At 62.2% G+C, this 24,940-nt stretch carries 23 protein-coding genes; 13 read left to right on the plus strand and 10 right to left on the minus strand.

The window, feature by feature from the left end; all coding sequences use genetic code 11:
- Positions 1 to 95: 95 nt before the first annotated feature.
- The 5 genes from prpF to AC07SU_RS22050 all read right to left on the minus strand — a co-directional run bounded on the left by prpF (position 96) and on the right by AC07SU_RS22050 (position 6,952).
- On the minus strand, positions 96 to 1,286 hold the full coding sequence (gene prpF / locus AC07SU_RS22030) for a 2-methylaconitate cis-trans isomerase PrpF (protein WP_494998226.1): 1,191 nt from the start codon (positions 1,284 to 1,286) through the stop codon (positions 96 to 98).
- A 9-nt stretch (positions 1,287 to 1,295) separates the two neighbouring features.
- Positions 1,296 to 3,890, minus strand: coding sequence for a Fe/S-dependent 2-methylisocitrate dehydratase AcnD (acnD, locus tag AC07SU_RS22035; RefSeq protein ID WP_176996351.1), 2,595 nt, complete (start codon positions 3,888 to 3,890; stop codon positions 1,296 to 1,298).
- A gap of 183 nt (positions 3,891 to 4,073) precedes the next feature.
- Positions 4,074 to 5,201, minus strand: coding sequence for a bifunctional 2-methylcitrate synthase/citrate synthase (prpC, locus tag AC07SU_RS22040; RefSeq protein WP_494998227.1), 1,128 nt, complete (start codon positions 5,199 to 5,201; stop codon positions 4,074 to 4,076).
- A gap of 150 nt (positions 5,202 to 5,351) precedes the next feature.
- Positions 5,352 to 6,245: a methylisocitrate lyase gene (gene prpB, locus AC07SU_RS22045; protein WP_176996353.1), complete on the minus strand. Its 894-nt coding sequence runs from the start codon at positions 6,243 to 6,245 to the stop codon at positions 5,352 to 5,354.
- Positions 6,242 to 6,952, minus strand: a complete 711-nt coding sequence (locus AC07SU_RS22050) for a GntR family transcriptional regulator (RefSeq protein WP_176996354.1) — start codon at positions 6,950 to 6,952, stop codon at positions 6,242 to 6,244. Before AC07SU_RS22050 ends, prpB begins: the two co-directional genes overlap by 4 nt.
- 269 nt (positions 6,953 to 7,221) lie before the next feature.
- Between AC07SU_RS22050 and rloA the strand changes: the two genes are divergently transcribed.
- From rloA to pabB, 4 genes are all read left to right on the plus strand, one after another.
- Positions 7,222 to 7,758: a retropepsin-like aspartic peptidase RloA gene (gene rloA, locus AC07SU_RS22055; RefSeq protein WP_176996355.1), complete on the plus strand. Its 537-nt coding sequence runs from the start codon at positions 7,222 to 7,224 to the stop codon at positions 7,756 to 7,758.
- 5 nt (positions 7,759 to 7,763) lie between these two features.
- Entirely contained in the window at positions 7,764 to 9,296 is a 1,533-nt protein-coding gene (rloB, locus tag AC07SU_RS22060; protein WP_494998228.1) for an osmotic stress tolerance membrane protein RloB, read from the plus strand.
- A complete protein-coding gene (locus AC07SU_RS22065; RefSeq protein WP_494998229.1) occupies positions 9,296 to 10,282 on the plus strand; it encodes an alpha-L-glutamate ligase-like protein in 987 nt (328 codons plus the stop codon). The genes rloB and AC07SU_RS22065 overlap by 1 nt, the downstream gene beginning before the upstream one ends.
- A gap of 220 nt (positions 10,283 to 10,502) precedes the next feature.
- Positions 10,503 to 11,846, plus strand: coding sequence for an aminodeoxychorismate synthase component I (pabB, locus tag AC07SU_RS22070; RefSeq protein WP_494998230.1), 1,344 nt, complete (start codon positions 10,503 to 10,505; stop codon positions 11,844 to 11,846).
- A 112-nt stretch (positions 11,847 to 11,958) separates the two neighbouring features.
- Here the strand turns inward: pabB and thrH are convergent, their stop codons facing one another.
- Positions 11,959 to 12,576 carry a bifunctional phosphoserine phosphatase/homoserine phosphotransferase ThrH gene (gene thrH, locus AC07SU_RS22075; RefSeq protein ID WP_065929901.1) on the minus strand — a complete coding sequence of 206 codons (618 nt, stop codon included), beginning with the start codon at positions 12,574 to 12,576 and terminating at the stop codon, positions 11,959 to 11,961.
- A gap of 151 nt (positions 12,577 to 12,727) precedes the next feature.
- On the opposite strand from thrH, the gene AC07SU_RS22080 reads away from it, so the two are divergent.
- The 3 genes from AC07SU_RS22080 (at position 12,728) to AC07SU_RS22090 (ending at position 16,229) form a co-directional block, all read left to right on the plus strand.
- Positions 12,728 to 13,462 (plus strand): phosphoadenylyl-sulfate reductase, encoded by a 735-nt coding sequence (locus AC07SU_RS22080; RefSeq protein ID WP_176996361.1) that lies wholly within the window; start codon positions 12,728 to 12,730, stop codon positions 13,460 to 13,462.
- Between the two features lie 498 nt (positions 13,463 to 13,960).
- Positions 13,961 to 15,487: an NCS1 family nucleobase:cation symporter-1 gene (locus AC07SU_RS22085; RefSeq protein WP_494998231.1), complete on the plus strand. Its 1,527-nt coding sequence runs from the start codon at positions 13,961 to 13,963 to the stop codon at positions 15,485 to 15,487.
- Positions 15,488 to 15,500: 13 nt separating this feature from the next.
- Positions 15,501 to 16,229 carry an aspartate/glutamate racemase family protein gene (locus tag AC07SU_RS22090; protein ID WP_135309449.1) on the plus strand — a complete coding sequence of 243 codons (729 nt, stop codon included), beginning with the start codon at positions 15,501 to 15,503 and terminating at the stop codon, positions 16,227 to 16,229.
- 105 nt (positions 16,230 to 16,334) lie between these two features.
- Here the strand turns inward: AC07SU_RS22090 and AC07SU_RS22095 are convergent, their stop codons facing one another.
- A complete protein-coding gene (locus AC07SU_RS22095) occupies positions 16,335 to 17,258 on the minus strand; it encodes a LysR family transcriptional regulator (protein ID WP_494998232.1) in 924 nt (307 codons plus the stop codon).
- 125 nt (positions 17,259 to 17,383) lie between these two features.
- Between AC07SU_RS22095 and AC07SU_RS22100 the strand changes: the two genes are divergently transcribed.
- Entirely contained in the window at positions 17,384 to 18,130 is a 747-nt protein-coding gene (locus tag AC07SU_RS22100; protein ID WP_494998233.1) for a 3-oxoacyl-ACP reductase family protein, read from the plus strand.
- A 196-nt stretch (positions 18,131 to 18,326) separates the two neighbouring features.
- Here AC07SU_RS22100 and AC07SU_RS22105 read toward each other — a convergent pair whose 3' ends face one another.
- Entirely contained in the window at positions 18,327 to 19,013 is a 687-nt protein-coding gene (locus AC07SU_RS22105) for an HAD-IA family hydrolase (RefSeq protein ID WP_176996365.1), read from the minus strand.
- Between the two features lie 105 nt (positions 19,014 to 19,118).
- Positions 19,119 to 19,967, minus strand: coding sequence for an oxidoreductase (locus AC07SU_RS22110; RefSeq protein WP_176996366.1), 849 nt, complete (start codon positions 19,965 to 19,967; stop codon positions 19,119 to 19,121).
- Between the two features lie 98 nt (positions 19,968 to 20,065).
- Between AC07SU_RS22110 and AC07SU_RS22115 the strand changes: the two genes are divergently transcribed.
- On the plus strand, positions 20,066 to 20,962 hold the full coding sequence (locus tag AC07SU_RS22115; protein ID WP_494998234.1) for a LysR family transcriptional regulator: 897 nt from the start codon (positions 20,066 to 20,068) through the stop codon (positions 20,960 to 20,962).
- Positions 20,963 to 20,993: 31 nt separating this feature from the next.
- On the plus strand, positions 20,994 to 21,350 hold the full coding sequence (locus AC07SU_RS22120) for a DUF2784 domain-containing protein (RefSeq protein ID WP_494998235.1): 357 nt from the start codon (positions 20,994 to 20,996) through the stop codon (positions 21,348 to 21,350).
- Here AC07SU_RS22120 and AC07SU_RS22125 read toward each other — a convergent pair.
- Positions 21,337 to 22,305 (minus strand): SDR family oxidoreductase, encoded by a 969-nt coding sequence (locus AC07SU_RS22125; RefSeq protein WP_494998236.1) that lies wholly within the window; start codon positions 22,303 to 22,305, stop codon positions 21,337 to 21,339. The genes AC07SU_RS22120 and AC07SU_RS22125 overlap by 14 nt on opposite strands.
- A gap of 97 nt (positions 22,306 to 22,402) precedes the next feature.
- Between AC07SU_RS22125 and AC07SU_RS22130 the strand changes: the two genes are divergently transcribed.
- The 3 genes from AC07SU_RS22130 (at position 22,403) to AC07SU_RS22140 (ending at position 24,936) form a co-directional block, all read left to right on the plus strand.
- A complete protein-coding gene (locus tag AC07SU_RS22130; protein ID WP_494998237.1) occupies positions 22,403 to 23,287 on the plus strand; it encodes a LysR family transcriptional regulator in 885 nt (294 codons plus the stop codon).
- A 54-nt stretch (positions 23,288 to 23,341) separates the two neighbouring features.
- A complete protein-coding gene (locus AC07SU_RS22135; protein WP_176996371.1) occupies positions 23,342 to 23,920 on the plus strand; it encodes a DUF4337 domain-containing protein in 579 nt (192 codons plus the stop codon).
- 356 nt (positions 23,921 to 24,276) lie between these two features.
- Positions 24,277 to 24,936 carry a M24 family metallopeptidase gene (locus AC07SU_RS22140; protein ID WP_494998238.1) on the plus strand — a complete coding sequence of 220 codons (660 nt, stop codon included), beginning with the start codon at positions 24,277 to 24,279 and terminating at the stop codon, positions 24,934 to 24,936.
- The last annotated feature ends 4 nt before the right edge of the window (positions 24,937 to 24,940 follow it).

Genomic DNA, 24,940 nt, shown 5'->3' on the forward strand with positions numbered 1-24,940 from the left:
CCCCCCCCCCCCCCCCCCCCCCCCCCCCCCCCCCCCCCCCCCCCCCCCCCCCCCCCCCCCCCCCTGCTCCTACAGGTTTGGATCGGTGTAACGCATTAGAAGGCGTCGCCGGGCACGCGCACGAAGCCTTCCATCAGCACGCGGGCACTGCGGCTCATGATGGCTTTCTTCACCACCCATTCACCGTCGACCTGGCTGGCTTCGGCGCCGACGCGCAAGGTGCCGGACGGGTGCCCGAAGCGCACCGCGTTGCGCTCCACGCCACCGGCCGCCAAGTTGACCAAGGTGCCGGAAATCGCCGCCGCCGTGCCAATCGCCACGGCCGCCGTGCCCATCATGGCGTGGTGCAACTTGCCCATGGACAACGCGCGTACCAGCAGGTCGACATCCCCCGCCTTGATCGCTTTACCGCTGGACGCCACGTAATCCAAAGGCTTAGCCACAAACGCCACCTTCGGCGTGTGCTGGCGCTGGGCAGCTTCGTCCAGTTGCTGGATCAGGCCCATGCGCAGCGCGCCGTAGGCCCGCACGGTTTCGAACATCGCCAGGGCCTTGGGGTCGCTGTTGATCGCGCCCTGCAGCTCGGTGCCGGTGTAGCCGAGGTCTTCGGCGTTGATGAAGATGGTCGGGATGCCCGCGTTGATCAGCGTGGCCTTGAAGGTGCCCACACCGGGCACTTCGAGGTCGTCCACCAGGTTGCCGGTGGGGAACATCGAGCCACCGCCGCCCTCTTCTTCCGCTGCCGGGTCCATGAACTCCAGCTGCACCTCGGCGGCCGGGAAGGTCACGCCATCCAGTTCGAAATCGCCGGTCTCCTGCACCGCGCCCTCAGTGATCGGCACGTGGGCGATGATGGTCTTGCCGATATTGGCCTGCCACACGCGCACCACGGCCACGCCGTTGTAGGGCACGCGGGCAGGGTCGACCAGGCCGGCGCTGATGGCGAACGAACCGACCGCCGCCGACAGGTTGCCGCAGTTGCCGCTCCAGTCCACGAACGGCTTGTCGATGGAGACCTGGCCGAACAGGTAATCCACGTCGTGGTCGGCACGGGTGCTCTTGGCCAGGATCACCGTCTTGCTGGTGCTCGAGGTGGCGCCGCCCATGCCGTCGATCTGCTTGTCGTAGGGGTCGGGGCTGCCAATCACCCGCAACAGCAAGGCGTCACGGGCAGCACCCGGTACTTGCGCCGATTCGGGCAGGTCCGTGAGGCTGAAGAACACGCCCTTGCTGGTGCCGCCACGCATGTAGGTGGCGGGGATCTTGATTTGCGCTACGTGTGCCATGGTGTCCCCTCAGGCCGTTGCCGCCGATTCCAGGAAGTCCTGGGCAAAACGTTGCAACACGCCGCCCGCCTCGTAGATCGACACTTCTTCGGCGGTGTCCAGGCGGCAGGTCACCGGCACTTCGACACGTTCGCCATTCTTGCGATTGATCACCAGGGTCAGCTGCGCACGCGGGGTACGCGCGCCGACCACGTCATAGGTTTCGCTGCCGTCGATCTTCAAGGTGTGGCGGTCGGTGCCCGGCAGGAACTCCAGCGGCAACACGCCCATGCCCACCAGGTTGGTGCGGTGGATGCGCTCGAAACCTTCGGCGGCAATCGCTTCCACACCGGCCAGGCGCACGCCCTTCGCCGCCCAGTCGCGGGACGAACCCTGGCCGTAGTCGGCGCCGGCAATGATGATCAGCGGCTGCTTGCGCTCCATGTAGGTTTCGATGGCTTCCCACATCCGCGTCACCTGGCCTTCAGGCTCGATACGCGCCAGGGAGCCCTGCTTGACCTTGCCGTTTTCCTGCACCATTTCGTTGAACAGTTTCGGGTTGGCAAAGGTGGCGCGCTGCGCGGTCAGGTGATCGCCACGGTGGGTAGCGTAGGAGTTGAAGTCGACCTCCGGCAGGCCCATTTTCGCCAGGTATTCGCCGGCGGCGCTGTCGAGCATGATCGCGTTGGACGGCGACAGGTGATCCGTGGTGATGTTGTCCGGCAGCACCGCCAGCGGGCGCATGCCCTTGAGCGGCCGCGCACCGGCCAGTGCGCCTTCCCAGTACGGCGGGCGACGGATATAGGTGCTTTGCGGGCGCCAGTCATACAGCGGCGCAACTTTGGGGCCCGTGTCTTCGTGGATGGCAAACATCGGGATGTAGACCTTGCGGAACTGCTCCGGCTTGACCGACGCCTTGACCACCGCATCGATTTCTTCGTCGCTCGGCCAGATATCCTGCAGGCGGATTTCCTTGCCGTTGGCGTCCAGGCCCAGCACGTCTTTTTCGATGTCGAAACGGATGGTGCCAGCAATCGCATAGGCCACCACCAGTGGCGGCGACGCCAGGAAGGCCTGCTTGGCATACGGGTGAATACGCCCGTCGAAGTTGCGGTTGCCGGACAGCACGGCGGTGGCGTACAGGTCGCGGTCGATGATCTCCTGCTGGATCACCGGGTCCAGCGCGCCGGACATGCCGTTGCAGGTGGTGCAGGCAAAGGCCACCACGCCGAAGCCGAGTTTTTCCAGCTCGTGGCCCAGGCCGGCTTCTTCGAGGTACATGGCCACGGTTTTCGAACCCGGGGCCAGGGACGATTTGACCCACGGCTTACGGGTCAGCCCGAGCTTGTTGGCATTGCGCGCGAGCAGGCCTGCGGCGATCACGTTGCGCGGGTTGCTGGTGTTGGTGCAACTGGTGATGGCCGCGATGATCACCGCGCCGTCAGGCATCTGGCCGGGCACTTCGTCCCACTGGCCGCTGATGCCTTTGGACGCCAGGTCACTGGTGGCGACGCGGGCGTGCGGGTTGCTCGGGCCGGCCATGTTGCGCACGACGCTGGACAGGTCGAAGGTGAGGCCGCGTTCGTATCGCGCACCTTTGAGGTCATCGGCCCACAGGCCGGTGTGGCGGGCGTATTGCTCGACCAGGGTGACTTGTTCGTCTTCGCGGCCGGTGAGCTTGAGGTAGGCGATGGTCTGCTGGTCGATGTAGAACATCGCCGCCGTGGCGCCGTATTCCGGGGCCATGTTGGAGATGGTTGCACGGTCGCCCAGGGTGAGTGCCGAGGCGCCTTCACCGAAGAATTCCAGCCAGGCGCCAACCACTTTCTGTTTGCGCAGGAACTCGGTCAGCGCCAGCACCATGTCGGTGGCGGTGATGCCCGGCAACAGCTTGCCGGTGAGTTCCACGCCAACACTTTCTGGCAGGCGCATCCATGAGGCGCGGCCGAGCATCACGCTCTCGGCCTCAAGGCCTCCGACACCAATGGCGATCACGCCCAGCGCATCGACGTGCGGGGTATGGCTGTCGGTGCCGACGCAGGTGTCGGGGAAGGCCACACCGTCACGCACCTGGATCACCGGCGACATTTTCTCCAGGTTGATCTGGTGCATGATGCCGTTGCCCGGCGGGATCACGTCGACGTTCTTGAAGGCCTTTTTGGTCCACTCGATAAAGTGAAAACGGTCTTCGTTGCGACGGTCTTCGATGGCGCGGTTTTTCTCGAACGCGTCCGGGTCGAAACCACCGGCCTCGACGGCCAGGGAGTGGTCGACGATCAGTTGAGTTGGCACCACCGGGTTGACCTGCGCCGGGTCACCGCCTTGCTGGGCGATCGCATCACGCAGGCCGGCAAGGTCGACCAGGGCGGTCTGGCCGAGGATGTCGTGGCACACCACGCGCGCCGGGAACCAGGGGAAGTCGAGGTCGCGCTTGCGCTCGATCAGTTGGCTCAGGGACGCGTTGAGGGTGGCCGGGTCGCAGCGACGCACCAGGTTTTCGGCGAGTACGCGGGAGGTGTAGGGCAAGGTGGCGTAGGCGCCGGGGGTGATGGCCTCGACTGCCGCACGGGCGTCGAAGAAATCCAGGCGGCTGCCGGGGAGCGGTTTGCGAAATTCAGTGTTCATCGTCAGGACTCGGTCACGGTAGTTACAAAAGGAGAACTGTCGACACTGGCTTTGCTTTCTGTGGGAGCTGGCTTGCCTGCGATGGCATCACTGCGGTGTGACAGGTACACCGAGTTGATCCCATCGCAGGCAAGCCAGCTCCCACAGAAAAGCACATTTGCCCGTGTGCTCAGCTCATCCCACTCAGCGACGTTCGATTGGCACGAACTTGCGCTGTTCTACGCCGATGTATTCGGCGCTTGGACGGATGATGCGGTTGTTGGCGCGCTGCTCGAACACGTGCGCGGCCCAGCCGGTCAGGCGCGAGCACACGAAGATCGGCGTGAACAGCTTGGTCGGGATGCCCATGAAGTGGTACGCCGAGGCATGATAGAAGTCGGCGTTGGGGAACAACTTCTTCTGCTCCCACATGGTCTTGTCGATGGCTTCGGAGACCGGGAACAGCACCTTATCGCCCACTTCATCAGCGAGCTTTTTCGACCAGCCCTTGATCACCTCGTTACGCGGGTCGCTGTCTTTGTAGATCGCGTGGCCAAAGCCCATGATCTTGTCTTTGCGCGCCAGCATGCCGAGAGTGCCTTCGACGGCTTCTTCAGCCGAACCGAAACGCTCGATCATCTCCATCGCCGCTTCGTTGGCACCGCCGTGCAGCGGGCCGCGCAGGGAGCCGATGGCGGCGGTCACGCAGGAATACAGGTCGGACAGGGTCGACGCACACACGCGGGCGGTGAAGGTGGAGGCGTTGAATTCGTGCTCGGCGTAGAGGATCAGCGAGACGTTCATCACTTTTACGTGCAGCTCGCTTGGTTTCTTGCCGTGCAACAGGTGCAGGAAGTGGCCGCCAATGCTGGGCTCGTCGGTCACGCAGTCGATGCGCTTGCCGTCGTGGCTGAAGCGGTACCAGTAGCACATGATCGCTGGGAAGGCGGCGAGCAGACGGTCGGTGACATCGCGCTGCACGCTGAAGTCTTTCTCGGGCTCGATATTGCCCAGGAACGAGCAACCGGTGCGCATCACGTCCATCGGGTGGGCGTCGGCAGGAATGCGTTCCAGCACTTCCTTCAGCGCTTGGGGCAGGTCGCGCAGTTTGCTCAGCTTGGCGCTGTAGGCGGCCAATTCGGCTTGGGTCGGCAGCTCGCCGTACAAGAGCAGGTAGGCGACTTCTTCAAATTGCGCATCGGCGGCCAGTTCGCGCACGTCGTAGCCGCGATAGGTCAAGCCGGCACCGGCCTGGCCCACGGTGGACAGTGCGGTCTGCCCGGCGACCTGGCCACGCAGGCCGGCGCCACTCAGTACTTTTGCTTCAGCCATGGTTCTTCTCCAATTTTGTATTTATAGGGAGGCCTTGGTTAATCGCGGCCCTGTAGGAGCCGGCTTGCCGGCGATGGCGCCTTCGAAACTGGCGCAGCCCTCAAGGGCCAATCGCCGGCAAGCCGGCTCCTACAGTTATGGGTAAGGCGTTTATTTCTTGGCGGCAAACAACGCGTCGAGCTTTTGCTCGAAGGTGTGGTAGTCAATGCGATCGTAAAGCTCCATGCGGGTCTGCATGGTGTCGATCACGTTCTGTTGGGTGCCATCGCGACGGATCGCGGTGTAGACATTCTCGGCCGCCTTGTTCATGGCGCGGAAGGCCGAGAGCGGGTACAGCACGATGGAAACATCGGCAGATTTCAACTGTTCGGTGGTGTACAGCGGCGTCGCGCCGAACTCGGTGATGTTGGCCAGGATCGGCGCTTTCACACGGGAGGCAAACAGCTTGTACATCTCCAGTTCAGTGATGGCTTCCGGGAACACCATGTCGGCGCCGGCCTCAATGCAGGCGGCGGCACGTTCCAGGGCCGATTCCAAACCTTCCACGGCCAGGGCGTCGGTGCGCGCCATGATCACGAAGCTGTCGTCGGTGCGCGCATCCACGGCGGCCTTGATGCGGTCGACCATTTCCTGCTGGGACACGATTTCTTTATTCGGGCGATGGCCGCAACGCTTGGCGCCTACCTGGTCTTCTATATGGATGGCGGCCGCGCCGAACTTGATCATCGACTTGACGGTGCGTGCCACGTTGAAGGCCGAGGAACCGAAACCGGTGTCCACGTCCACCAGCAGCGGCAGGTCGCACACATCGGTGATGCGGCGCACGTCGGTCAGCACGTCATCCAGGCCGGTGATGCCCAGGTCCGGCACCCCGAGGGAACCCGCCGCTACCCCGCCACCCGACAGGTAGATCGCCTTGAACCCGGCACGCTTGGCCAGCAGCGCATGGTTGGCATTGATCGCGCCGACCACCTGCAAAGGGTGCTCGCTGGCGACCGCATCACGGAAACGCTGGCCGGGTGTGCTTTTATTGTAGGAACTCATGACTCACCTCTTTCAGGGGCGCCGCCGGGGAAATGACGGGCAATGTTGCGTTTGGACGCGCCGATATGACGGCGCATCAGCAGTTCGGCCAGTTCACCGTCGCGATCGGCGATCGCGTCCAGTATGCGGTGGTGCTCGGCAAAGGCCTGGCGTGGACGATTGGGGGTGGCGGAGAACTGGATGCGGTACATGCGCACCAACTGGTACAGCTCGCCGCAGAGCATTTGGGTGAGGGTACGGTTACCTGCGCCCTGGATGATCCGGTAATGAAAGTCGAAGTCGCCTTCCTGCTGGTAGTAACCGAGGCCGGCTTGGAACGCTTCGTCACGCTCATGGGTGTGCAACACCTGGCGCAATTCTTCGATTTCGGCGTCGGTCATGCGCTCGGCCGCCAGGCGGCAGGCCATGCCTTCGAGGGATTCGCGAATTTCGTAGAGTTCGATCAGCTCGGCATGGCTGAGTGACACCACCCGCGCGCCAACATGGGGGACGCGTACCAGCAGGCGCTGGCCTTCCAGGCGGTGGATCGCCTCGCGCAGCGGGCCACGGCTGATGCCGTAGGTGCGCGCCAGTTCTGGCTCGGAGATCTTGCTGCCGGGGGCGATCTCGCCCTTGACGATGGCGGCCTGGATACGGCGGAAGACGTTCTCGGACATGGTCTGGGACTCGTCCGTCGTAGCCACCAAGGCTTCCGATTGATCCAGCATATTGTCGACACCTTCAAAAGCAATTCCGCAAAAACTAGCCAATAAGCGGTTGCGAGTCAAAGAATAAATACACATTGTCGACAATCGTCTAATAACCCCTGCTGCACTTTATCGGGGCATGGCCGCCTGCCAGCGCTGGCGCCAAAAAAGCATCATGTTAGAATGCGGCCGCTTTTGCCTGACATCATTGGATGAAACGGCGCACCCGAGATTGCGCAGCAATGCCAGTCGCCATGAATTGAACATTGCACTGCACTGCCTCAGGATTTATGACACTCAAGCCCCTCCTTCTATTGTTCTGCCTGCTGGCCCTCCCGAGCCTTGGCCTTGCCGCCGAGAAGACTGTGTACGGCCTGAACGAATACGCCCAACTGGCGGGCATCGACCTGGAAGTGGCGGCCAAACTCGATACCGGCGCCAAGACCGCCTCGCTGAGTGCCCGTGACATCAAGCGTTTCAAGCGCAACGGTGAATCCTGGGTGCGCTTCTACCTGGCCATCGACACCGCCCATTCCCACCCCATCGAACGCCCCCTGGCCCGTGTCAGCAAGATCAAGCGCCGCGCCGGTGACTACGACCCCGATGAGGACAAGAACTACACCGCCCGCCCCGTGATTGCGCTGGATATCTGCATGGGCACCGCTTTACGCAGCATCGAAGTGAACTTGACTGACCGTAGCGCATTCCAATACCCGCTGCTGATCGGCTCCGAAGCGCTCAAACGCTTTGATGCGCTGGTCGACCCCAGTCTTAAATACGCAGCAGGCAAACCTGCCTGCGCCGCCGACGCTCATACCGCCGAGTAAACCGAATGCGCTCTCTGACCCTGCACCTGAAAATCCTGATCACCATCCTGGTGGTGCTGGGTATTTCGGTCACCGCCTATCAGATCTTCGTGCTGGGGATCCCCGTTACCGAGGACGCCACTGACGACTTGTGGAACATCGACGCCAAGGTCGAGTTCGTCGCCAACCCGAAAGACCCGGTGAAGATCCAGATGTTCGTGCCGCCCCTGAGCCGCGACTTCGTCAGCCTCAACGAGAGCTTCATCTCCAACAACTACGGCGTGAGCGTCAACCGCACTGACGGCAACCGCAAGGTCACCTGGTCGGCACGCCGCGCCAAGGGCAACCAGACCCTGTATTACCGCCTGGTGCTGACCAAGCGCTACAGCGGTGAAAAGATCAAGGTCAAAGGCCCGACCTTCCGCGACAGCATCGCCGTGGAAGGCCCCGAGAAGATCGCCGCCGAAGCCCTGCTGGCGCCGATCCGCCAGCACTCGGCCGACGTCGAGACCTTTATCAGCGAAGCCATCAAGCGCACCAACAACCTCAACGACGACAACGTGAAGCTGCTGCTGGCGGGCGACCCGTCCACGCCGCACAAGGCCAAGATCGTCGAGTTGCTGCTGTCCATCGCCCACGTACCGGTGGAAAAAGTTCACACCATCCGCCTCGTCGCTGACCAGCCGCAAACCCCGGAACTGTGGCTGCGCAGCTTCAACGGCAATGACTGGCTGTACTTCAACCCGGAAACCGGCGAGCAAGGCCTGCCGGCCGACCGCCTGCTGTGGTGGACCGGCGATGAAAACCTGATCACGGTGGATGGCGGCAAAAAGGCCATGGTGACCTTCAGCCTGAACAACAGCGAGATGAACGCCATCCGCCTGGCCAAGCTGACCGACGAGAACACCGACGCCAACTTCCTCGAATACTCGCTGTACGGCCTGCCGCTGCAGACCCAGCAGACGTTCATGATCATGGTGATGATCCCGATTGGCGTGCTGGTGATCCTGATCCTGCGCAACCTGATCGGCCTGCAGACCCTGGGCACGTTTACCCCGGTGCTGATCGCCCTGGCGTTCCGCGAAACGCAGCTGGGCTTCGGGATTGTGCTGTTTACGATCATCACGGCGCTGGGGTTGTTGCTGCGCTCCTACCTGGAACACTTGAAATTGCAGATGCTGCCGAGGTTGTCGGTGGTGCTGACCTTCGTGGTGGTGCTGATCGCGGCCATCAGCCTGTTCAGCCACAAGCTGGGCCTGGAGCGCGGGTTGTCGGTGGCGCTGTTCCCGATGGTGATCTTGACCATGACCATCGAACGCCTGTCGATCACCTGGGAAGAACGCGGCGCCAACCATGCGCTGAAAGTGGCAATTGGCACGCTGTTCGCGGCGTCGCTGGCGCACATCATCATGAGCGTGCCGGAGCTGATCTACTTCGTGTTCACCTTCCCGGCGATCCTGCTGATCCTGGTGGGCTTCATGCTGGCCATGGGGCGCTATCGCGGCTACCGCCTGACCGAGCTGGTGCGTTTCAAGGCCTTCTTGAAGGCTGACCAGTAATGTTCGGCTTCTGGAAGACCTGGAAGGCCCTGGAAGCGCGGGGGATCATGGGCATCAACCGGCGTAACGCCGACTACGTGCTCAAGTACAACAAGCGCAGCCTCTACCCGATCGTGGATGACAAGATCATCACCAAGGAACGGGCGATGGCGGCCGGCATCCACGTACCGGAAATGTACGGGGTGATCAGCACCGAGAAGGAAATCGACAAGCTCGACGACATCATCGGTGGGCGCAGCGACTTCGTGATCAAGCCGGCCCAGGGCGCCGGCGGTGACGGCATCCTGGTGGTAGCGGACCGTTTCGAGGGGCGCTATCGCACGGTGTCGGGCAAGATCATCAGCCATGAAGAGATCGAGCATCAGATCTCCAGCATCCTCACCGGCCTGTATTCCCTGGGCGGCCACCGTGACCGCGCCCTGATCGAATACCGTGTGGTGCCCGACCAGATCTTCAAGAGCATCAGCTACGAAGGCGTGCCGGACATCCGCATCATCGTGCTGATGGGCTACCCGGTGATGGCCATGCTGCGCTTGCCGACGCGCCAGTCGGGCGGCAAGGCCAACCTGCACCAGGGCGCCATTGGCGTGGGCGTAGACCTGGCCACCGGCCTGACCCTGCGCGGCACCTGGCTGAACAACATCATCACCAAACACCCCGACACCACCAACGCGGTGGATGGCGTGCAACTGCCCAACTGGGACGGTTTCATGAAGCTCGCGGCGGGTTGCTACGAGTTGTGCGGGCTGGGCTATATCGGCGTGGACATGGTGCTGGACCAGGAAAAAGGCCCGCTGATCCTCGAGCTGAATGCGCGGCCCGGGCTGAATATCCAGATTGCCAACGACTGCGGCCTGACCTTGCGCACCCACGCGGTGGAAGCGCGATTGGAAGAATTGAAGGCTGCGGGGGTGACGGAAACCCCGGAAGAGCGGGTGAAGTTTGTGCAGGAAATGTTTGGGCACATTCCAGCGGTGGAAGGCTGACGGCCTCATCGCAGGCAAGCCAGCTCCCACAGGTTGACCGCATTCCATTGGATTGACCGCATTCCATTGTAGGAGCCGGCTTGCCGGCGATAGCGTCCTGACAGGCAACCCTATACTCAGGATAAGGCCTCAATCTGCTTATCCCCGACATCCCCTCTAGGACCAGAACCGACAGGGGACTACAATCCCCTCCCCCGCGCCATTAGCTGATCCACCCCGCATGTCGACCTGTTCCGTACACCCGCTGCCCTACCGGGCCAACCCCGCCGCGTACTTCACGGCGATCCGTCACGCCCCTGGCGCGGTGCTGCTCGACAGCGGCCGCCCGGCCGCCGAACGCGGGCGTTATGACGTGCTCAGCGCCTGGCCGAACGCAACCTTGACGGTGTCGCCTGACGAAAGCGGCAGTGGTTTCCTGCAACGCTTGCGGGCAAACCTCACGCTGCTGGGTGACGCGGCCTTGCCTGCCGGCTATGAACTGCCGTTTGCCGGCGGCTTGATCGGCTACCTGAGCTACGACTTTGGCCGGCACCTGGAACACATGCCCACTCTGGCCGCCGACGACCTGCACCTGCCGGACGCACGCTTCGGGCTGTATGCCTGGGCACTGATCAGTGATCACCAGGCCCAGACCAGCCAGTTGGTGTTTCACCCCACCCTGGCCGAGGGCGAACGGCAACGCCTGATTGCACTGTTCAGCACGCCTGCCACTGAGTCGAGCGCCAGCTTCCAGTTGCAGGGCCCCATGGCGCCAGACCTCAGCGCCGAGACCTACCGCCAGGCCATCGTGCGCATTCAGGATTACATCCAGGCCGGCGATTGCTACCAGGTCAACTTTGCCCAGCGTTTTCGCGCGCCGTGCGCCGGTGACCCGTGGGTGGCCTACTGCGCCCTGCGTGAGGCCTGCCCCACCCCGTTTTCCGGGTTCCAGAGCCTGCCCGATGACGGCGCGGTACTGAGCCTGTCCCCCGAGCGCTTCGTGCACATCAGCGAACGCCGCGTTGAAACCCGCCCCATCAAAGGCACCCGCCCTCGTGGCCTGACGCCCGAAGAGGACGCCGCCAACGCCGCCGAACTGCTGGCCAGCCCCAAGGACCGCGCCGAAAACCTGATGATCGTCGACCTGCTGCGCAACGACCTCGGCCGCACCTGCCGCACCGGCTCGGTGAGCGTGCCGGAGCTGTTCAGCCTGGAAAGCTACCCCAACGTGCACCACCTGGTGAGCAGCGTTGTCGGCACCCTGGCCGACGACAAGGACGCCCTCGACCTGATCGCCGGCAGCTTTCCCGGCGGCTCCATTACCGGCGCGCCGAAGATCCGCGCCATGCAGATCATCGACGAACTGGAACCCACCCGACGCGGCCTGTACTGCGGCTCGCTGGTGTACCTGGACGTGCGCGGCGAGATGGACAGCTCCATCGCCATCCGTAGCTTGCTGGTCAAGGATGGCCAGGTGTGCTGCTGGGGCGGCGGCGGGATCGTGGCCGACTCGGAGTGGGAGGCGGAGTATCAGGAGTCGCTGACGAAGGTGCGGGTGTTGTTGGAGACGCTGGAAGGTTTGTAGTGACTGGGCTGGCCTCTTCGCGGGCAAGCCCGCTCCCACATTTTGGTGTGTGAACCCATTCAAGTGTGGGGGCTGGCTTGCCTGCGATGAGGCCACCAGCCCCACCAAAAAATTACAGGCTCAACTGCCGATTCGAGGCCTTGATGAATTCTTTCTTCAAGTCCTCAAACGTGTGCACCGCCGGGAACTGCGGGAATTCGCGGATCACGTTCTCGGGCGCGTGGAACAGGATCCCACGGTCGGCCTCGCCAAGCATGGTGGTGTCGTTGTAGGAGTCACCGGCCGCGATCACACGGTAGTAGAGGGTCTTGAAGGCCAGCACCGACTGACGCTTGGGGTCTTTCTGGCGCAGTTGGTAGCTCACCACCCTGTCGTTTTCATCCGTGATCAAGCGATGGCACAGCAAGGTCGGGAAGCCCAGCTGGCGCATCAGCGGCTGGGAGAACTCGTAGAAGGTGTCAGACAGGATCACCACCTGGAAGCGTTCGCGCAGCCAGTTGACGAACTCGATGGCGCCGTCCAGGGGCTTGAGGGTGGCGATCACTTCCTGGATATCGGCGAGTTTCAGGCCATGTTCGTCGAGGATGCGCAGGCGTTGCTTCATCAACACGTCGTAGTCGGGAATGTCACGGGTGGTGGCCCGCAGGGATTCAATACCGGTTTTTTCGGCGAAGGCGATCCAGATTTCCGGAACCAGCACCCCTTCCAGGTCGAGACAGGCAATTTCCACAAGACACTCCCATTGGATGTTGTTAGTTGAGCGAGCAAAAGGACTGCCGAACTCTAGCGATTCAAGCTCGCCGCCGCAACGCAGGGCGGATTTTGATACCATCGCTCCCCTATAGAGCGCTCAGCGCCACTGACCTGTAGGAACCGTCCTGATGAACCAAGCCTTCGACGTCGCTGAACTCGCCGCGACCTATGCCAACAAATCTGCCCAGGACATCCTCAAGCTGGCGTTCAGCCAGTTCGGCGATGACCTGTGGATTTCCTTCAGCGGTGCCGAGGACGTGGTGCTGGTGGACATGGCCTGGAAGCTGAACAAGAACGTCAAGGTGTTCAGCCTCGACACCGGCCGCCTGCACCCGGAAACCTACCGGTTCATCGAGCAGGTGCGCGACTTCTACAAGATCGACATCGAGCTGATCTCGCCGGACCAGAGCAAGCTGGAGCCCTTCGTCAAAGAGAAAGGCCTGTTCAGCTTCTACAAGGACGGCCATGGCGAATGCTGCGGCGTGCGCAAGATCGAGCCGCTGCGCCGCAAGCTCTCGGGCGTTCGCGCCTGGGCCACCGGCCAGCGCCGCGACCAGAGCCCCGGCACCCGCAGCCAGGTAGCGGCGCTGGAAATCGACACGGCCTTCTCGACTCCGGAACGCACCCTGTACAAGTTCAACCCGCTGGCGCAGATGACCAGCGAGGAGATCTGGGGTTACATCCGCATGCTGGAGCTGCCGTACAACAGCCTGCATGAGCGCGGCTTCATCAGCATCGGCTGCGAACCGTGCACCCGCCCGGTACTGCCCAACCAGCACGAGCGCGAAGGCCGCTGGTGGTGGGAGGAAGCCACGCAGAAAGAGTGTGGGTTGCATGCGGGAAATATCATCAGCAAGGCTTGAAGCTGATGCGGTAAACAATGTGGGAGCAGGCTTGTGTGGGAGCTGGGCTTGCCCGCGATGCAGGCACCTCGGTGTATCAGTGATACCGGGGTGATGCTATCGCAGGCAAGCCAGCTCCCACACAAGCCAGCTCCCACATTTGTTTTGTGTTGGGCATTAAGAATGTACACATAGATGTAACCATCGGTGCCATTTATGTGTGCAATTTATATTCGACCGCACCATTACGTAACACCTTCTCCCGTCTATATCTCCTCGTGTAAACCGTCATCTTCCCGCTGAAAAATAAATACCTGTTCAATCGGTCAATTTATATTTCTTCTAATTCAGCCTGTTATTAAACACACCTACAAAAACGAAATTAACCGATATTTTCATAGATCGAAAACTGGCACGCATGTGGCTTAAGGTGAAATGCGCTTTGTATACAATAAATACAAAACATACATACACTTTGCCATCCGCGGCTCGCCTGCAGATGCGCTGGAGCTTGCCGGAATGCGTACAAGCCTATCGAACCTCGCACTGGATCTGCCCTCCTCCGCCCTGAACCCCGAGGCCATCAGCCCCGGCCCGCTGGTGCTCAGCCCACGCCTGCACAACAAGGACCTGGCGCCCACCAAAGTGGAAGGCCGGCGTTGGGGGCGCTACAGCATCTTCGCGTTGTGGACCAATGACGTGCACAACATTGCCAACTATTCCTTCGCCATTGGCTTATATGCATTGGGCCTGGGCGGTTGGCAGATTCTGTTGTCTTTAGGCATCGGCGCGGCGCTGGTGTATTTCTTCATGAACTTGTCCGGGTATATGGGGCAAAAGACCGGCGTGCCGTTTCCGGTGATCAGCCGGATCAGTTTCGGTATTCATGGCGCGCAGATTCCGGCGTTGATTCGTGCGGTGATCGCGATTGCCTGGTTCGGTATCCAGACCTACCTGGCTTCGGTAGTTTTCCGCGTATTGCTGTCGGCGATTCACCCCGGGTTTGCCGACTATGACCACAACTCGATCCTGGGCCTGTCGACCTTGGGTTGGGCGTGTTTCGTGACGATCTGGTTCGTGCAGTTGGCGATCCTGGCCTACGGCATGGAAATGGTGCGCCGTTATGAAGCCTTCGCCGGGCCGGTGATTCTGGTGACGGTGGCTTCACTGGCCGGTTGGATGTACTTCCAGGTGGGGGGCAACATTGCCTGGTCGGTTCGCGAACCGCTGAGCGGCGGCGAGATGTGGCGCAACATCTTCGCCGGTGGTGCACTGTGGCTGACCATCTACGGCACGCTGATCCTCAATTTCTGCGACTTCGCCCGCTCCTCGCCGTGCCGCAAGACCATCCAGGTCGGCAACTTCTGGGGCCTGCCGGTGAATATCCTGGTGTTTGCCGCCATCACCGTGCTGCTGTGTGGCGGGCAGTTCCAGCTCAATGGCCGGGTGATCGAAAGCCCGACTGAAATCATCGCGGCCATCCCCAATACCTTCTTCCTCGTGCTCGGCTGCCTGGCCTTTTTGATCGTCACCGTGGCGGTAAACATCATGGCCAACTTCGTCGCCCCGGCCTTTGTGCTGAGCAACCTGGCGCCCAAGTACCTGAACTTCCGCCGCGCCGGGTTGATCAGCGCGACCCTGGCAGTGCTGATCCTGCCGTGGAACCTCTACAACAGCCCGCTGGTGATCGTGTATTTCCTCTCCGGCCTGGGCGCACTGCTGGGGCCGTTGTACGGGGTGATCATGGTCGACTACTGGCTGATCCGTAAAAGCCGGGTGAACGTGCTGCAGCTGTATAGCGAAGACCCCCATGGCGACTATTTCTACAGTCGTGGGATCAACCTGCGTGCGGTGGCAGCCTTCATTCCAGCGGCGGTGATCGCCATTCTGCTGGCGCTGTTGCCGGGCTTTGCCAGCGTCGCACCGTTTTCCTGGATGTTTGGCGCCGGTATTGCAGGGCTGTTGTACCTGCTGATCGCCAAGCGCCAGCCGTACTACGCCGATGTCAGCGGCGAGAGCATTGCAGTCGATAACGTCAGTCACTAATCAAGGATTTTCCATGCGTATCCTCGTGGTCAACGTCAACACCACCGAATCCATCACCGACACCATCGCCCAGCAAGCGCGGGCCGTGGCTGCGCCGGGGACCGAGATCGTCGGGCTTACCCCCTACTTCGGCGCGGAATCGGTGGAGGGCAATTTTGAAAGTTACCTGGCGGCCATCGCCGTGATGGACCGGGTGATGGCCTACGACCAGCCGTTTGACGCGGTGATCCAGGCCGGCTACGGCGAGCACGGCCGCGAAGGCCTGCAGGAGTTGCTGAACGTGCCGGTGGTGGACATCACCGAAGCCGCCGCCAGCACGGCGATGTTCCTGGGACACGCCTACTCCGTGGTCACCACCCTGGACCGCACCGTGCCGTTGATCGAAGACCGCCTGAAACTGGCTGGGCTCTACCAGCGCTGCGCTTCGGTACGGGCCAGTGGCATGGCGGTGTTGGAGCTGGAAGAAGACCCGTTGGCCGCCATGGAAGCCATCGTGCGCCAGGCGGAGCTGGCCATCAGCGAGGACAAGGCCGAGGTGATCTGCCTGGGGTGCGGCGGCATGGCCGGGCTGGATGAACAGATTCGCCAGCGCACCGGCGTACCGGTGGTGGATGGGGTGACGGCGGCGGTGACCATTGCCGAATCGTTGGTGCGGCTGGGGTTGTCGACGTCGAAGATCCGCACCTATGCGACGCCGAGGCCGAAGAAAGTCATTGGCTGGCCGGGTCAGTTCGGGCGGTAGACCGAGTCGCCTGCATCGCGGGCAAGCCCGTCTCCCACAGGGGATCGCATTTCCCTGTGGGAGCTGGCTTGCCTGCGATGGCCGCACCGCGGTCTACGGCCATGATCAAACCGCGCTGAATCGCTGACCCAACTGCTGCTCGGCAAATTGCTCGATGATGAAGTCCACAAACGCCCGGGTCTTGCCGGGCAGCAGTTTGTGTTCGGCGTAGTAAATGGAAATGTTGCCATCGTCGACATACCAGTCGGGCAACACCCGCACCACCGCGCCGCTGTCGAGAAACGGCACCGCCATGGGCATGCTCACCAGCGCGATGCCCAAACCCTGGGCGCTGGCGCAGCAGGCGGCTTCGGAGTCGCTCATGGTCATGCCGGGCTTGAGCACCAGCGGGCGCTGTTCGCGATCACGGCCGGTCAGTTGCCACGTGCGGATGCGCCCGGTCTGCGGTGAACGGATCAGGATGCCCGCGCAGTGCGCGAGATCTTCCGGTGTGTTGACTGGCGGGCGTTTTGCCAAATAGCTCGACGCGGCCACCAACACCCGGTGCGCCGGAGTGAGTTTGCGCGCCACCACCCCCTGGGGTAATTCAAAGCCTCCGCCAATGGCGGCGTCGAAACCCTGGCCAATCAGATCCACCTGGCGGTTATCGAAATGCCAGTCCGGGCTGATGTCCGGAAACCGTCCCATGAACTCACCCAGCAGCGGCACCACGTAACGGTTGCCGAACACCGTGCCCATGCTGACCTTGAGCGTCCCCACCGGCCGACCTTCGGCGCTGGCCAGGTTGGCCACGGCATTCTGGATGGTGGTGAGGCTGCCGCTGACTTCTTCCAGAAACAGTTTGCCAGCTTCGGTCAGGGTCAGGCGCCGTGTACTACGCTGGAACAGCCGCACACCCAGGCGCGCCTCAAGCTTGGCGACACTCTTGCCCACCGCTGCCGGGGTGAGGCTCAGGTGCCGGGCTGCTTCGGCGAAGCTGCCGCCTTCGGCACTGCGCACAAAGCATTCGATACTGCCAAAGCTCTCCATAACGCCCACTCTAAACTTTTGGTTTACACAGACTATAGCAATCGCGGTCTACCGGTGTACCGGGGTGAGGTTGATACTCGGCGCCATCAACAAGGCATTCCGCCTTGAACAGCTAGGAGATCGACATGACCACACATAACCTCAGCGGCAAAGTCGCCTTGATTCAAGGCGGTTCCCGCGGCATCGGCGCCGCCATCGTCAAGCGCCTCGCCGCGCAAGGTGCAGCGGTTGCTTTTACCTACGTCAGCTCGGCCGCCAAGGCCGAGGAATTGCAGAACAGCGTGATCAGCGAAGGCGGTAAAGCCCTGGCGATTCGTGCCGACAGCGCCGATGCCGAGGCGATTCGCAACGCCGTCAACAAAACCGTCGAAGCCTTTGGTCGCCTGGACATCCTGGTGAACAACGCCGGTGTGCTGGCCATCGCGCCGCTGGAAGACTTCAAGCTGGAAGACTTCGACCAGACCCTGGCGATCAACGTGCGCAGCGTGTTCATCGCTACTCAGGAAGCGGCCAGGCACATGGGTGACGGAGGCCGCGTAATCAACATCGGCAGCACCAACGCCGAGCGCATGCCCTTTGGCGGTGGCGGCCCGTATGCGATGAGCAAGGCCGCGCTGGTGGGATTGACCAAGGGCCTGGCGCGGGACCTGGGGCCACGGGGCATTACCATCAACAACGTGCAGCCTGGGCCGGTGGACACCGACATGAACCCGGCGGACAGTGATTTTGCCGAGAGTTTGATTGGGTTGATGGCGGTCGGGCGGTATGGGCATGTGGAGGAGATTGCCAGCTTTGTGGCCTACCTGGCAGGGCCGGAGGCCGGCTACATCACCGGTGCCAGCCTGACCATTGATGGCGGCTTCAGCGCCTAATACTTCAGGAACACTGCAAAACCCAATGTGGGAGCTGGCTTGCCTGCGATGGCGCCCTCAAGATCGCTATCGCAGGCAAGCCAGCTCCCACATTTTTTACGACCAGCGCATGGCCCTTGTAGGAGCCCGGCTTGCCGGCGATGCCGGTATTAAGGACGTTATCGCCGGCAAGCCGGGCTCCTACGGTTTTAGGGTATCAATGAAGCGGTGGCAAGCCGTAGGCCGCCAGGTCGAAGTCGGCGAGTTTGCGGATGATCTGGTCGGCGTGGTGGTACTTGCTGTCGGCCATGGCTTCATCGGGCACGGCGATGGCGGTCATGTGGGCGGCCTTGGCGGCGGTGACGCCGAACGGCGAGTCTTCGAACACCAGGCAGTCCTCGGGCGCAACGCCCAGGCGGCGGGCGGCGGTGAGGAAGATGTCCGGAGCGGGTTTGGCCGCGCCGACTTCCGGGTCGTCAGCGGTGACGATGGTGTCGAACAGGCCAAACCACTCGCGGTGCAAGGTGGTCTTGTGGCCGAATGAATTGCGCGACGAACTGGTGCCCACGGCAATCGGAATGTTGTGCGCCTTCAAGTGCCGCACCAACGCTTCAGCGCCGGGCATGCCCAAGGCCTTGGGGAAACGTTCGCTCATCAGCGGTTCGCGGATGGTCAGGAACTCAGCCGGGGTGATCGGCAGGTCCAGGGCCTTGACCACGTAGTCGGCCAGGTCCTGGGCGCCACGCCCGATGATGTGCTGCTTGATCCCCCAGTCATAGGTACGGCCGTAGCGTTCGGCGATGATCTGCGTGACTTCGGTGTAGATGCCTTCTGTGTCCAGCAACAAACCGTCCATATCGAAAATCACGGCCTTGATCGGGCCGGCGGTACGCGGTGCGTTCATCACAACAGATCCTTGGGGGGAAGGACTAAAAGGATTCAGCACAATAACGGCCCGGCTCTCTTGCAAGCAACCGTTGTGACCATCGATGTGCTGTTTCCCAAGACCTTACTCGGGGAAATCCGCCCCCTCAGTCACCTCAGCCCACGCGTCGAAGTCAGCGCTCAATGCCTCGACCTTGGTGCGTGCAAACCCCAGCGCGGCCTTGCCCAGCAGCAAGCGCAACGGCGGTTGTTCGGCTTCCACCGCCTTGACGATGGCGATTGCGGCGCGCACCGGGTCGCCGGGCTGTTTTCCGCTGTAACTGCGTACGCGACTGGCCCGCGCCGCCGCCGTGTCGCGGTAGTCGTCGATGGTGTGAGCGGCCTCATTGGCCGAGCGCCCGGCCCAGTCGGTGCGGAATGGCCCCGGCTCTACCAGTAACACCTTGATCCCCAGCGGCGCGACTTCCCCTGCCAGGGCTTCAGACAACCCTTCCACCGCGAACTTGGTGGCATTGTAGAAACTCAGGGACGGGAACGCCGCAATCCCGCCCACCGAGGAGATATTCACCACGCTGCCCGAGCGCCGAGCCCGCATGCCGGGCAACACGGCACGGGTCATGGCGCTGAGGCCCCAGAAGTTGATGTCGAACATGCGGCGCACTTCAGCCAGGTCACTTTCCTCCAACGCGCCGAAGTAACCAATACCGGCGTTGTTGACCAGCACATCGATGTGCCCGAAATGCGCTTGAGCCGCCTGCACTGCCGCGTCGACCTGGGCCTGGTCGGTCACGTCCAGCGCCAATACCAAGGCGTTGTGTTCATGGCCGGCCACGATGTCCTGCACCTGTTGCGGGTTACGTGCGGTGACCACCGTCGGGTAGCCGAGGCTGAGGGTGTGCAGGGCCAACTGGCGCCCGAAACCGGTTGAACAACCGGTGATAAACCAGACAGGTTTTGCGGTGGAATGGGTCATGAAGGGGCTTTCCTCGTGGGGTGTGAAAAAAGTATGCGCGCGGGCGTTAATGTGAAAAAGATGCATAATCCAAAAGCCCCTTTCGGAAAAACCACACAATGGACACGCCGGATTTCCAGCAATTGCGCCTGTTCCTGCAGGTCGCCCACGCCAAGAGTTTCACGCAGGCGGCCGATGCCGTGAGCCTGTCGGTTTCCACCGTGAGCCAGCGGGTCGGCGCCCTGGAAAAACAGCTGGGCGTGCGCCTGCTCAACCGCACCACCCGCAGCGTCAGCCTCACCGAAGCCGGTGCGCAACTGGTTGAACGCATCACCCCGCTGCTCGAAGAACTGCACACCAGCTTGCACAGCGTCGCCGCCGCCACCGTCGAGGCCAGCGGCACCTTGCGCCTGAACGTGCCCTCCACCGCCAGCCGCATGGTGTTGCAGCCGCTGCTGCAAGGGTTCTTGCGCAAACACCCGGGGATCAACCTGGAAGTGGCCGTGGATAACGCTTTGGTGGACATCGTCGCCCAAGGGTTTGATGCGGGTATCCGCTACGACCACGTGCTGGCCGAGGACATGGTGGTGATCCCCGTGGCCCGGCAATTGCGCTTTGTGATCGTCGCCACCCCGGGCTATTTGCAAGGCCGCACAGTCCCCACCCACCCGCATGATTTGCTTGAACATGAATGCGTGAACTATCGCAGCGCCCAAACCGGCCTGCTGCACCGCTGGGATTTTGAAAAGGACGGCAAGCCGCTGCGCGTGACGGTGAAGGGCCGGCTGGCCACCAACGACATCGAGCTGATGATCCGTGGCGCACTGGATGGCTTCGGTTTTGCCTATGTAGCGCGTTCCAGTGTCGAGCCCTACCTGCAATCCGGTGAGCTGGTGGAAGTCCTGGGCGACTGGATCACCCACAGCGCGCTGTACCTGTATTACTTCAATCGCAGCAACACGCCGAAAAAACTGCGCGTGTTCATCGACTACCTGCAACAAGAACTCAACGCCTGATGCCCGGCCGACCTCAACAGCGAGCCCCGACATGCTCTATCGATTAGCCGCCGACGGTCTGGTGCTGTTCCACCTGTGCTTCATCCTGTTCGTGCTGTTTGGCGGGCTGCTGGCCCTCAAATGGCGGCCCGTGATGTGGCTGCACCTGCCCGCCGCTGCCTGGGGCGTGGCCGTGGAAGTGTTCCACCTGCCCTGCCCGCTCACCCGTTGGGAAAACCTGTTTCGCCACCTGGCCGGCCAGGACGGTTATGGCGGCGGCTTTATCGAGCACTACATCCTCGCGATGATCTACCCGGCCGGGCTGACCCCGAACATTCAGCTGGTGCTCGGGGCCGTGGTGTTGCTGATCAACGTCGCGGTGTATGTGCGCCTGATCAGACGGCCTTAGGCAAGCAGCCCAGGCCGCTCAAGGTGGCCTCGACTGCCTGCTCCAACGGGGTGTGCGGTTCTTTGCCAAGCACCTCGACGAGGCATGTGTTGTCCATGCGCAGCGGGGTGCGCCACAGGTAACGCATCTCCTGCAGTTCGCGGAAGGTCACCACAAAGGGCGCCGCCAGCTTCAACAGCCACCAAGGGAAACTGCCTACGCGGGGCTGCTGGCCTGTCCTGCGCAACACCACGCGCTGGATGGTCCGCGTCATCTGCGTGCCGTCGGTGTCGGTATGCCCGGCCATATGAAAACGCGCAAAGGCAGCGAGGCTGGCACGGCGGGCCAGCAACTCGACTATCGTGCGTGCCACGTCCGGCAGGTACGCCCATTGATGGAGCAGGCCCGGGGCGCCCGGATAGCTGATGGTGTGCACCGGCTTGCCGGGCTTGACCAGGCCCTGGGAAAACCAGCTGTTCGCGGCGCGGCCACCAAAAAAGTCCCCGGCGCGCAGGATCAAGACGCGAGCGCCATGACCAGAGGCCTCTTGCAGGCGTTGCTCCAATTGCACACGGATCGCGCCCTTGCGCGTTTGCGGGTGCTGGGGCGAGTCTTCGTGCAACACGGGAAAGGCATCCGGCCCGTAGTTGTAGACCGTGCCGGGCAACACGATGGTTGCGCCTTCGGCGATGGCGGCGGCGATGGTGTTGTCGATCATCGGCAGTACGAGTTCTGCCCAGTTGCGATAACCCGGTGGGTTCACTGCGTGAACGATCACCTCGCAACCACGGGCAGCGGCCAGCACCTCATCACGGTTCAGCGCATCGCCCTTGAGCCAGGTGAATGCCGCATTCTGGCTGCATGCCTTTTCTACGTCACGGGCCAACGCACACACGTCCCAACCTGCCGCTTTCAACTGCCGCGCGACTTCACCGCCAACTCCACCTGTTGCGCCCAATACCAGCACTTTGCTCATCACCGCCTCCCACCTTTGTCTATTGTTGGCGCCAGTGTGTGCGTGCCCCGGCTATAGATAAATTGCCGAAGATTGCTGAGTCGCTATACATTTATGCATGGCATTGAATATCGGATGGGAGCTTTACCGGTCGTTCCTCGGCGTACTCCAGGAAGGATCGTTGTCGGGGGCCGCACGGCTGCTCGGCATCACGCAGCCCACGGTCGGTCGGCATATTGCCGCGCTGGAATCGGCATTGGGCGTGGTGCTGTTCACCCGCTCGCCCACCGGTTTGTTGCCGACGGCGATGGCACACACCCTGCGCGGCCACGCCGAAACCATGGCTCGCACCGCCGCTGCCCTGGAACGGGCGGCCTCGGCCCAGGGCGACGACGTACGCGGCGTGGTGCGGGTGTCGGCCAGTGAAGTGGTCGGCGTGGAAGTGCTGCCGCCGATCCTCAGCCAATTGCGCCAACACCACCCTCACCTCAAGGTCGAGTTGACCCTGACCAATCGCCTGAGCGACCTGTTGCAACTGGAAGCCGATATCGCCGTGCGCATGGTCCGACCGAGCCAGGAACAATTGCTGGCAAGGCGCGTAGGCCTGATCGAAGTGGGCCTGCATGCCCGCGATGATTACCTGGAACAACACGGCACGCCCCAGCAGATGCAGGACCTGGCCCATCACTCGGTGATCGGCTTCGACCAGGAGAACGCCTTTATCCGCAGCCTGGCGATCAAAGGCTTCGAACGCAGTGCCTTTGCCCTGAGCAGTGACAGCGACCTGGCGCAACTGGCGCTGATCCGCGCCGGTGCCGGTATCGGCGGCTGCCAGGTGCTGTTGGCCAAGCGCGACCCGCGCCTGCGCCGGGTGCTGGCGCCGGGGTTCTCGATCAAGCTGGACACCTGGGTGACCATGCACGAAGACCTGCGCAACAGCCCTCGCTGCCGGGTGATGTTCGATGCGCTGGTGGAGGGTTTGCAGCGTTACGTACAGGATTGAGACAGCTTCACTGGTAAAGAATCAGTCTCCCTCAATCCGTTCGTAGACGCCCCCATGTCCGAAGCCTTCGAAGTCCCCAGCCCCCACGAAAAACACATCGAACACACCACCGAACATGCCCACGGCCGAGGGGACAATTTCGCCAGCCGCATTGCGGTGATGACCGCCTTGATGGCCACCCTCGGCGCCATGCTCAGCTATCAGGCCGGCTCCACCGAAAGCGAAGCGGCGATGGACAAGAACAACGCCGCCATCATCAAGACCGAAGCCGCCAACCAGTGGAATTACTACCAGGCCAAATCCAGCCGGCAGAACCTGGCGGAACTCGCCACCCACATCCCGGGCGTGGATGCCGCGCATTACAAGGATGAGATCGAGCGCTACAAAGGCCAGAAGGAAGACGTGCGCAAACAGGCCGAGAAGCTGGAAGCCACGTCGAAGGAATGGGACCAGAAGTCCGAAGAGGCCCTGCACCAGCATCACCGTTGGGCCCAGGCGATGACCGCGATCCAGATCGCGATTTCGCTGGCGGCGATTACGTTGCTGACCAGACGAGAGTGGCTAAAACGAATGTCCTACACCGCCGCCGGTGTGGCAGTCGTCCTGGGCAGCCTGGCCTGGTTGCACATCTAACCCAACCCACGTTCTGCTGCACGTTTCCCCACGTAACTGTAGGAGCCGGCTTGCCGGCGATAGCGGCGGCACAGCAAACATAGATGTTGCCTGACCCACCGTAATCGCCGGCAAGCCGGCTCCTACAGGTGCGTTTTCGCGCTCAGGAGTTGGGCTCTTTCTTACATCGCTATGTAGGAGCCGGCTTGCCGGCGATAGCGACGGTACCGCAAACAGGGATGTTGCCTGACCCACCGTAATCGCCGGCAAGCCGGCTCCTACAGGTGCGTTTTCGCGTTCAGGAGTTGGGCTCTTTCTTACATCGCTATATAGTAAAATGAATAACGAAAAACCCAGCCCAACGCGAGGAACCATCGGTGACTGCACAACCCAAAGAAGCCGTGGGCGCCGCCTACAGTATCGACTCCATGCGCTTCGCCCAGGCCATGACCTGGAAAGCCATCGACCACCTCGCCCAACGCATCCGCCCGGGTATGCTCGAATCCGAAGCCCGCGAGCTGGGCAAGCAGGTGCTCGCCGAGCTCGACATGCAACGCATCTGGCACCCGTTGCTGGTGCGTTTCGGCGCCAACACCCTCAAGGCCTTCAACCAGCGCTCCGAAGGTGACCCGGTGCTGGGCGACAACGATATCTTCTTCATCGACATGGGTGCCGTGTGGCAAGGCCACGAAGGCGATGCCGGCGCAACCTTCACCACCGGCAACGACCCGGAAATGATCGCCTGCGCCAGCGCCGCCAAGACCCTGTTCGACCGCGTGCAATCGCGCTGGAAAAACCAGCAAGTGGTCGGCCTGGAACTCTACCGCTACGCCCAAGAGCAAGCCCAGGCCATGGGTTGGCAACTGAACCTGGACATCAAGGGCCACCGCGTCAGCGACTTCCCCCATGCGATCCACCGTGGCGGCGACCTCGGTGATTTCGAGTACTACCCGAATGCAGGGCTGTGGATCCTGGAAATCCAGATCGCCCACCCGAGCAAGCCTTACGGCGCTTTTTACGAAGACCTCCTCGCTTAAGGAA

This window comes from Pseudomonas sp. GW821-FHT05H12 (assembly GCF_059419385.1).

Excerpts from the sequence above, each read along its gene's own strand:
- prpF (WP_494998226.1), bottom strand. The coding sequence starts at position 1,286 with ATGGCACACGTAGCGCAAATCAAGATCCCCGCCACCTACATGCGTGGC.
- acnD (WP_176996351.1), bottom strand. The coding sequence starts at position 3,890 with ATGAACACTGAATTTCGCAAACCGCTCCCCGGCAGCCGCCTGGATTTC.
- prpC (WP_494998227.1), bottom strand. The coding sequence starts at position 5,201 with ATGGCTGAAGCAAAAGTACTGAGTGGCGCCGGCCTGCGTGGCCAGGTC.
- prpB (WP_176996353.1), bottom strand. The coding sequence starts at position 6,245 with ATGAGTTCCTACAATAAAAGCACACCCGGCCAGCGTTTCCGTGATGCG.
- AC07SU_RS22050 (WP_176996354.1), bottom strand. The coding sequence starts at position 6,952 with ATGCTGGATCAATCGGAAGCCTTGGTGGCTACGACGGACGAGTCCCAG.
- rloA (WP_176996355.1), top strand. The coding sequence starts at position 7,222 with ATGACACTCAAGCCCCTCCTTCTATTGTTCTGCCTGCTGGCCCTCCCG.
- rloB (WP_494998228.1), top strand. The coding sequence starts at position 7,764 with ATGCGCTCTCTGACCCTGCACCTGAAAATCCTGATCACCATCCTGGTG.
- AC07SU_RS22065 (WP_494998229.1), top strand. The coding sequence starts at position 9,296 with ATGTTCGGCTTCTGGAAGACCTGGAAGGCCCTGGAAGCGCGGGGGATC.
- pabB (WP_494998230.1), top strand. The coding sequence starts at position 10,503 with ATGTCGACCTGTTCCGTACACCCGCTGCCCTACCGGGCCAACCCCGCC.
- AC07SU_RS22080 (WP_176996361.1), top strand. The coding sequence starts at position 12,728 with ATGAACCAAGCCTTCGACGTCGCTGAACTCGCCGCGACCTATGCCAAC.
- AC07SU_RS22085 (WP_494998231.1), top strand. The coding sequence starts at position 13,961 with ATGCGTACAAGCCTATCGAACCTCGCACTGGATCTGCCCTCCTCCGCC.
- AC07SU_RS22090 (WP_135309449.1), top strand. The coding sequence starts at position 15,501 with ATGCGTATCCTCGTGGTCAACGTCAACACCACCGAATCCATCACCGAC.
- AC07SU_RS22095 (WP_494998232.1), bottom strand. The coding sequence starts at position 17,258 with ATGGAGAGCTTTGGCAGTATCGAATGCTTTGTGCGCAGTGCCGAAGGC.
- AC07SU_RS22100 (WP_494998233.1), top strand. The coding sequence starts at position 17,384 with ATGACCACACATAACCTCAGCGGCAAAGTCGCCTTGATTCAAGGCGGT.
- AC07SU_RS22105 (WP_176996365.1), bottom strand. The coding sequence starts at position 19,013 with ATGAACGCACCGCGTACCGCCGGCCCGATCAAGGCCGTGATTTTCGAT.
- AC07SU_RS22110 (WP_176996366.1), bottom strand. The coding sequence starts at position 19,967 with ATGACCCATTCCACCGCAAAACCTGTCTGGTTTATCACCGGTTGTTCA.
- AC07SU_RS22115 (WP_494998234.1), top strand. The coding sequence starts at position 20,066 with ATGGACACGCCGGATTTCCAGCAATTGCGCCTGTTCCTGCAGGTCGCC.
- AC07SU_RS22120 (WP_494998235.1), top strand. The coding sequence starts at position 20,994 with ATGCTCTATCGATTAGCCGCCGACGGTCTGGTGCTGTTCCACCTGTGC.
- AC07SU_RS22125 (WP_494998236.1), bottom strand. The coding sequence starts at position 22,305 with ATGAGCAAAGTGCTGGTATTGGGCGCAACAGGTGGAGTTGGCGGTGAA.
- AC07SU_RS22130 (WP_494998237.1), top strand. The coding sequence starts at position 22,403 with ATGGCATTGAATATCGGATGGGAGCTTTACCGGTCGTTCCTCGGCGTA.
- AC07SU_RS22135 (WP_176996371.1), top strand. The coding sequence starts at position 23,342 with ATGTCCGAAGCCTTCGAAGTCCCCAGCCCCCACGAAAAACACATCGAA.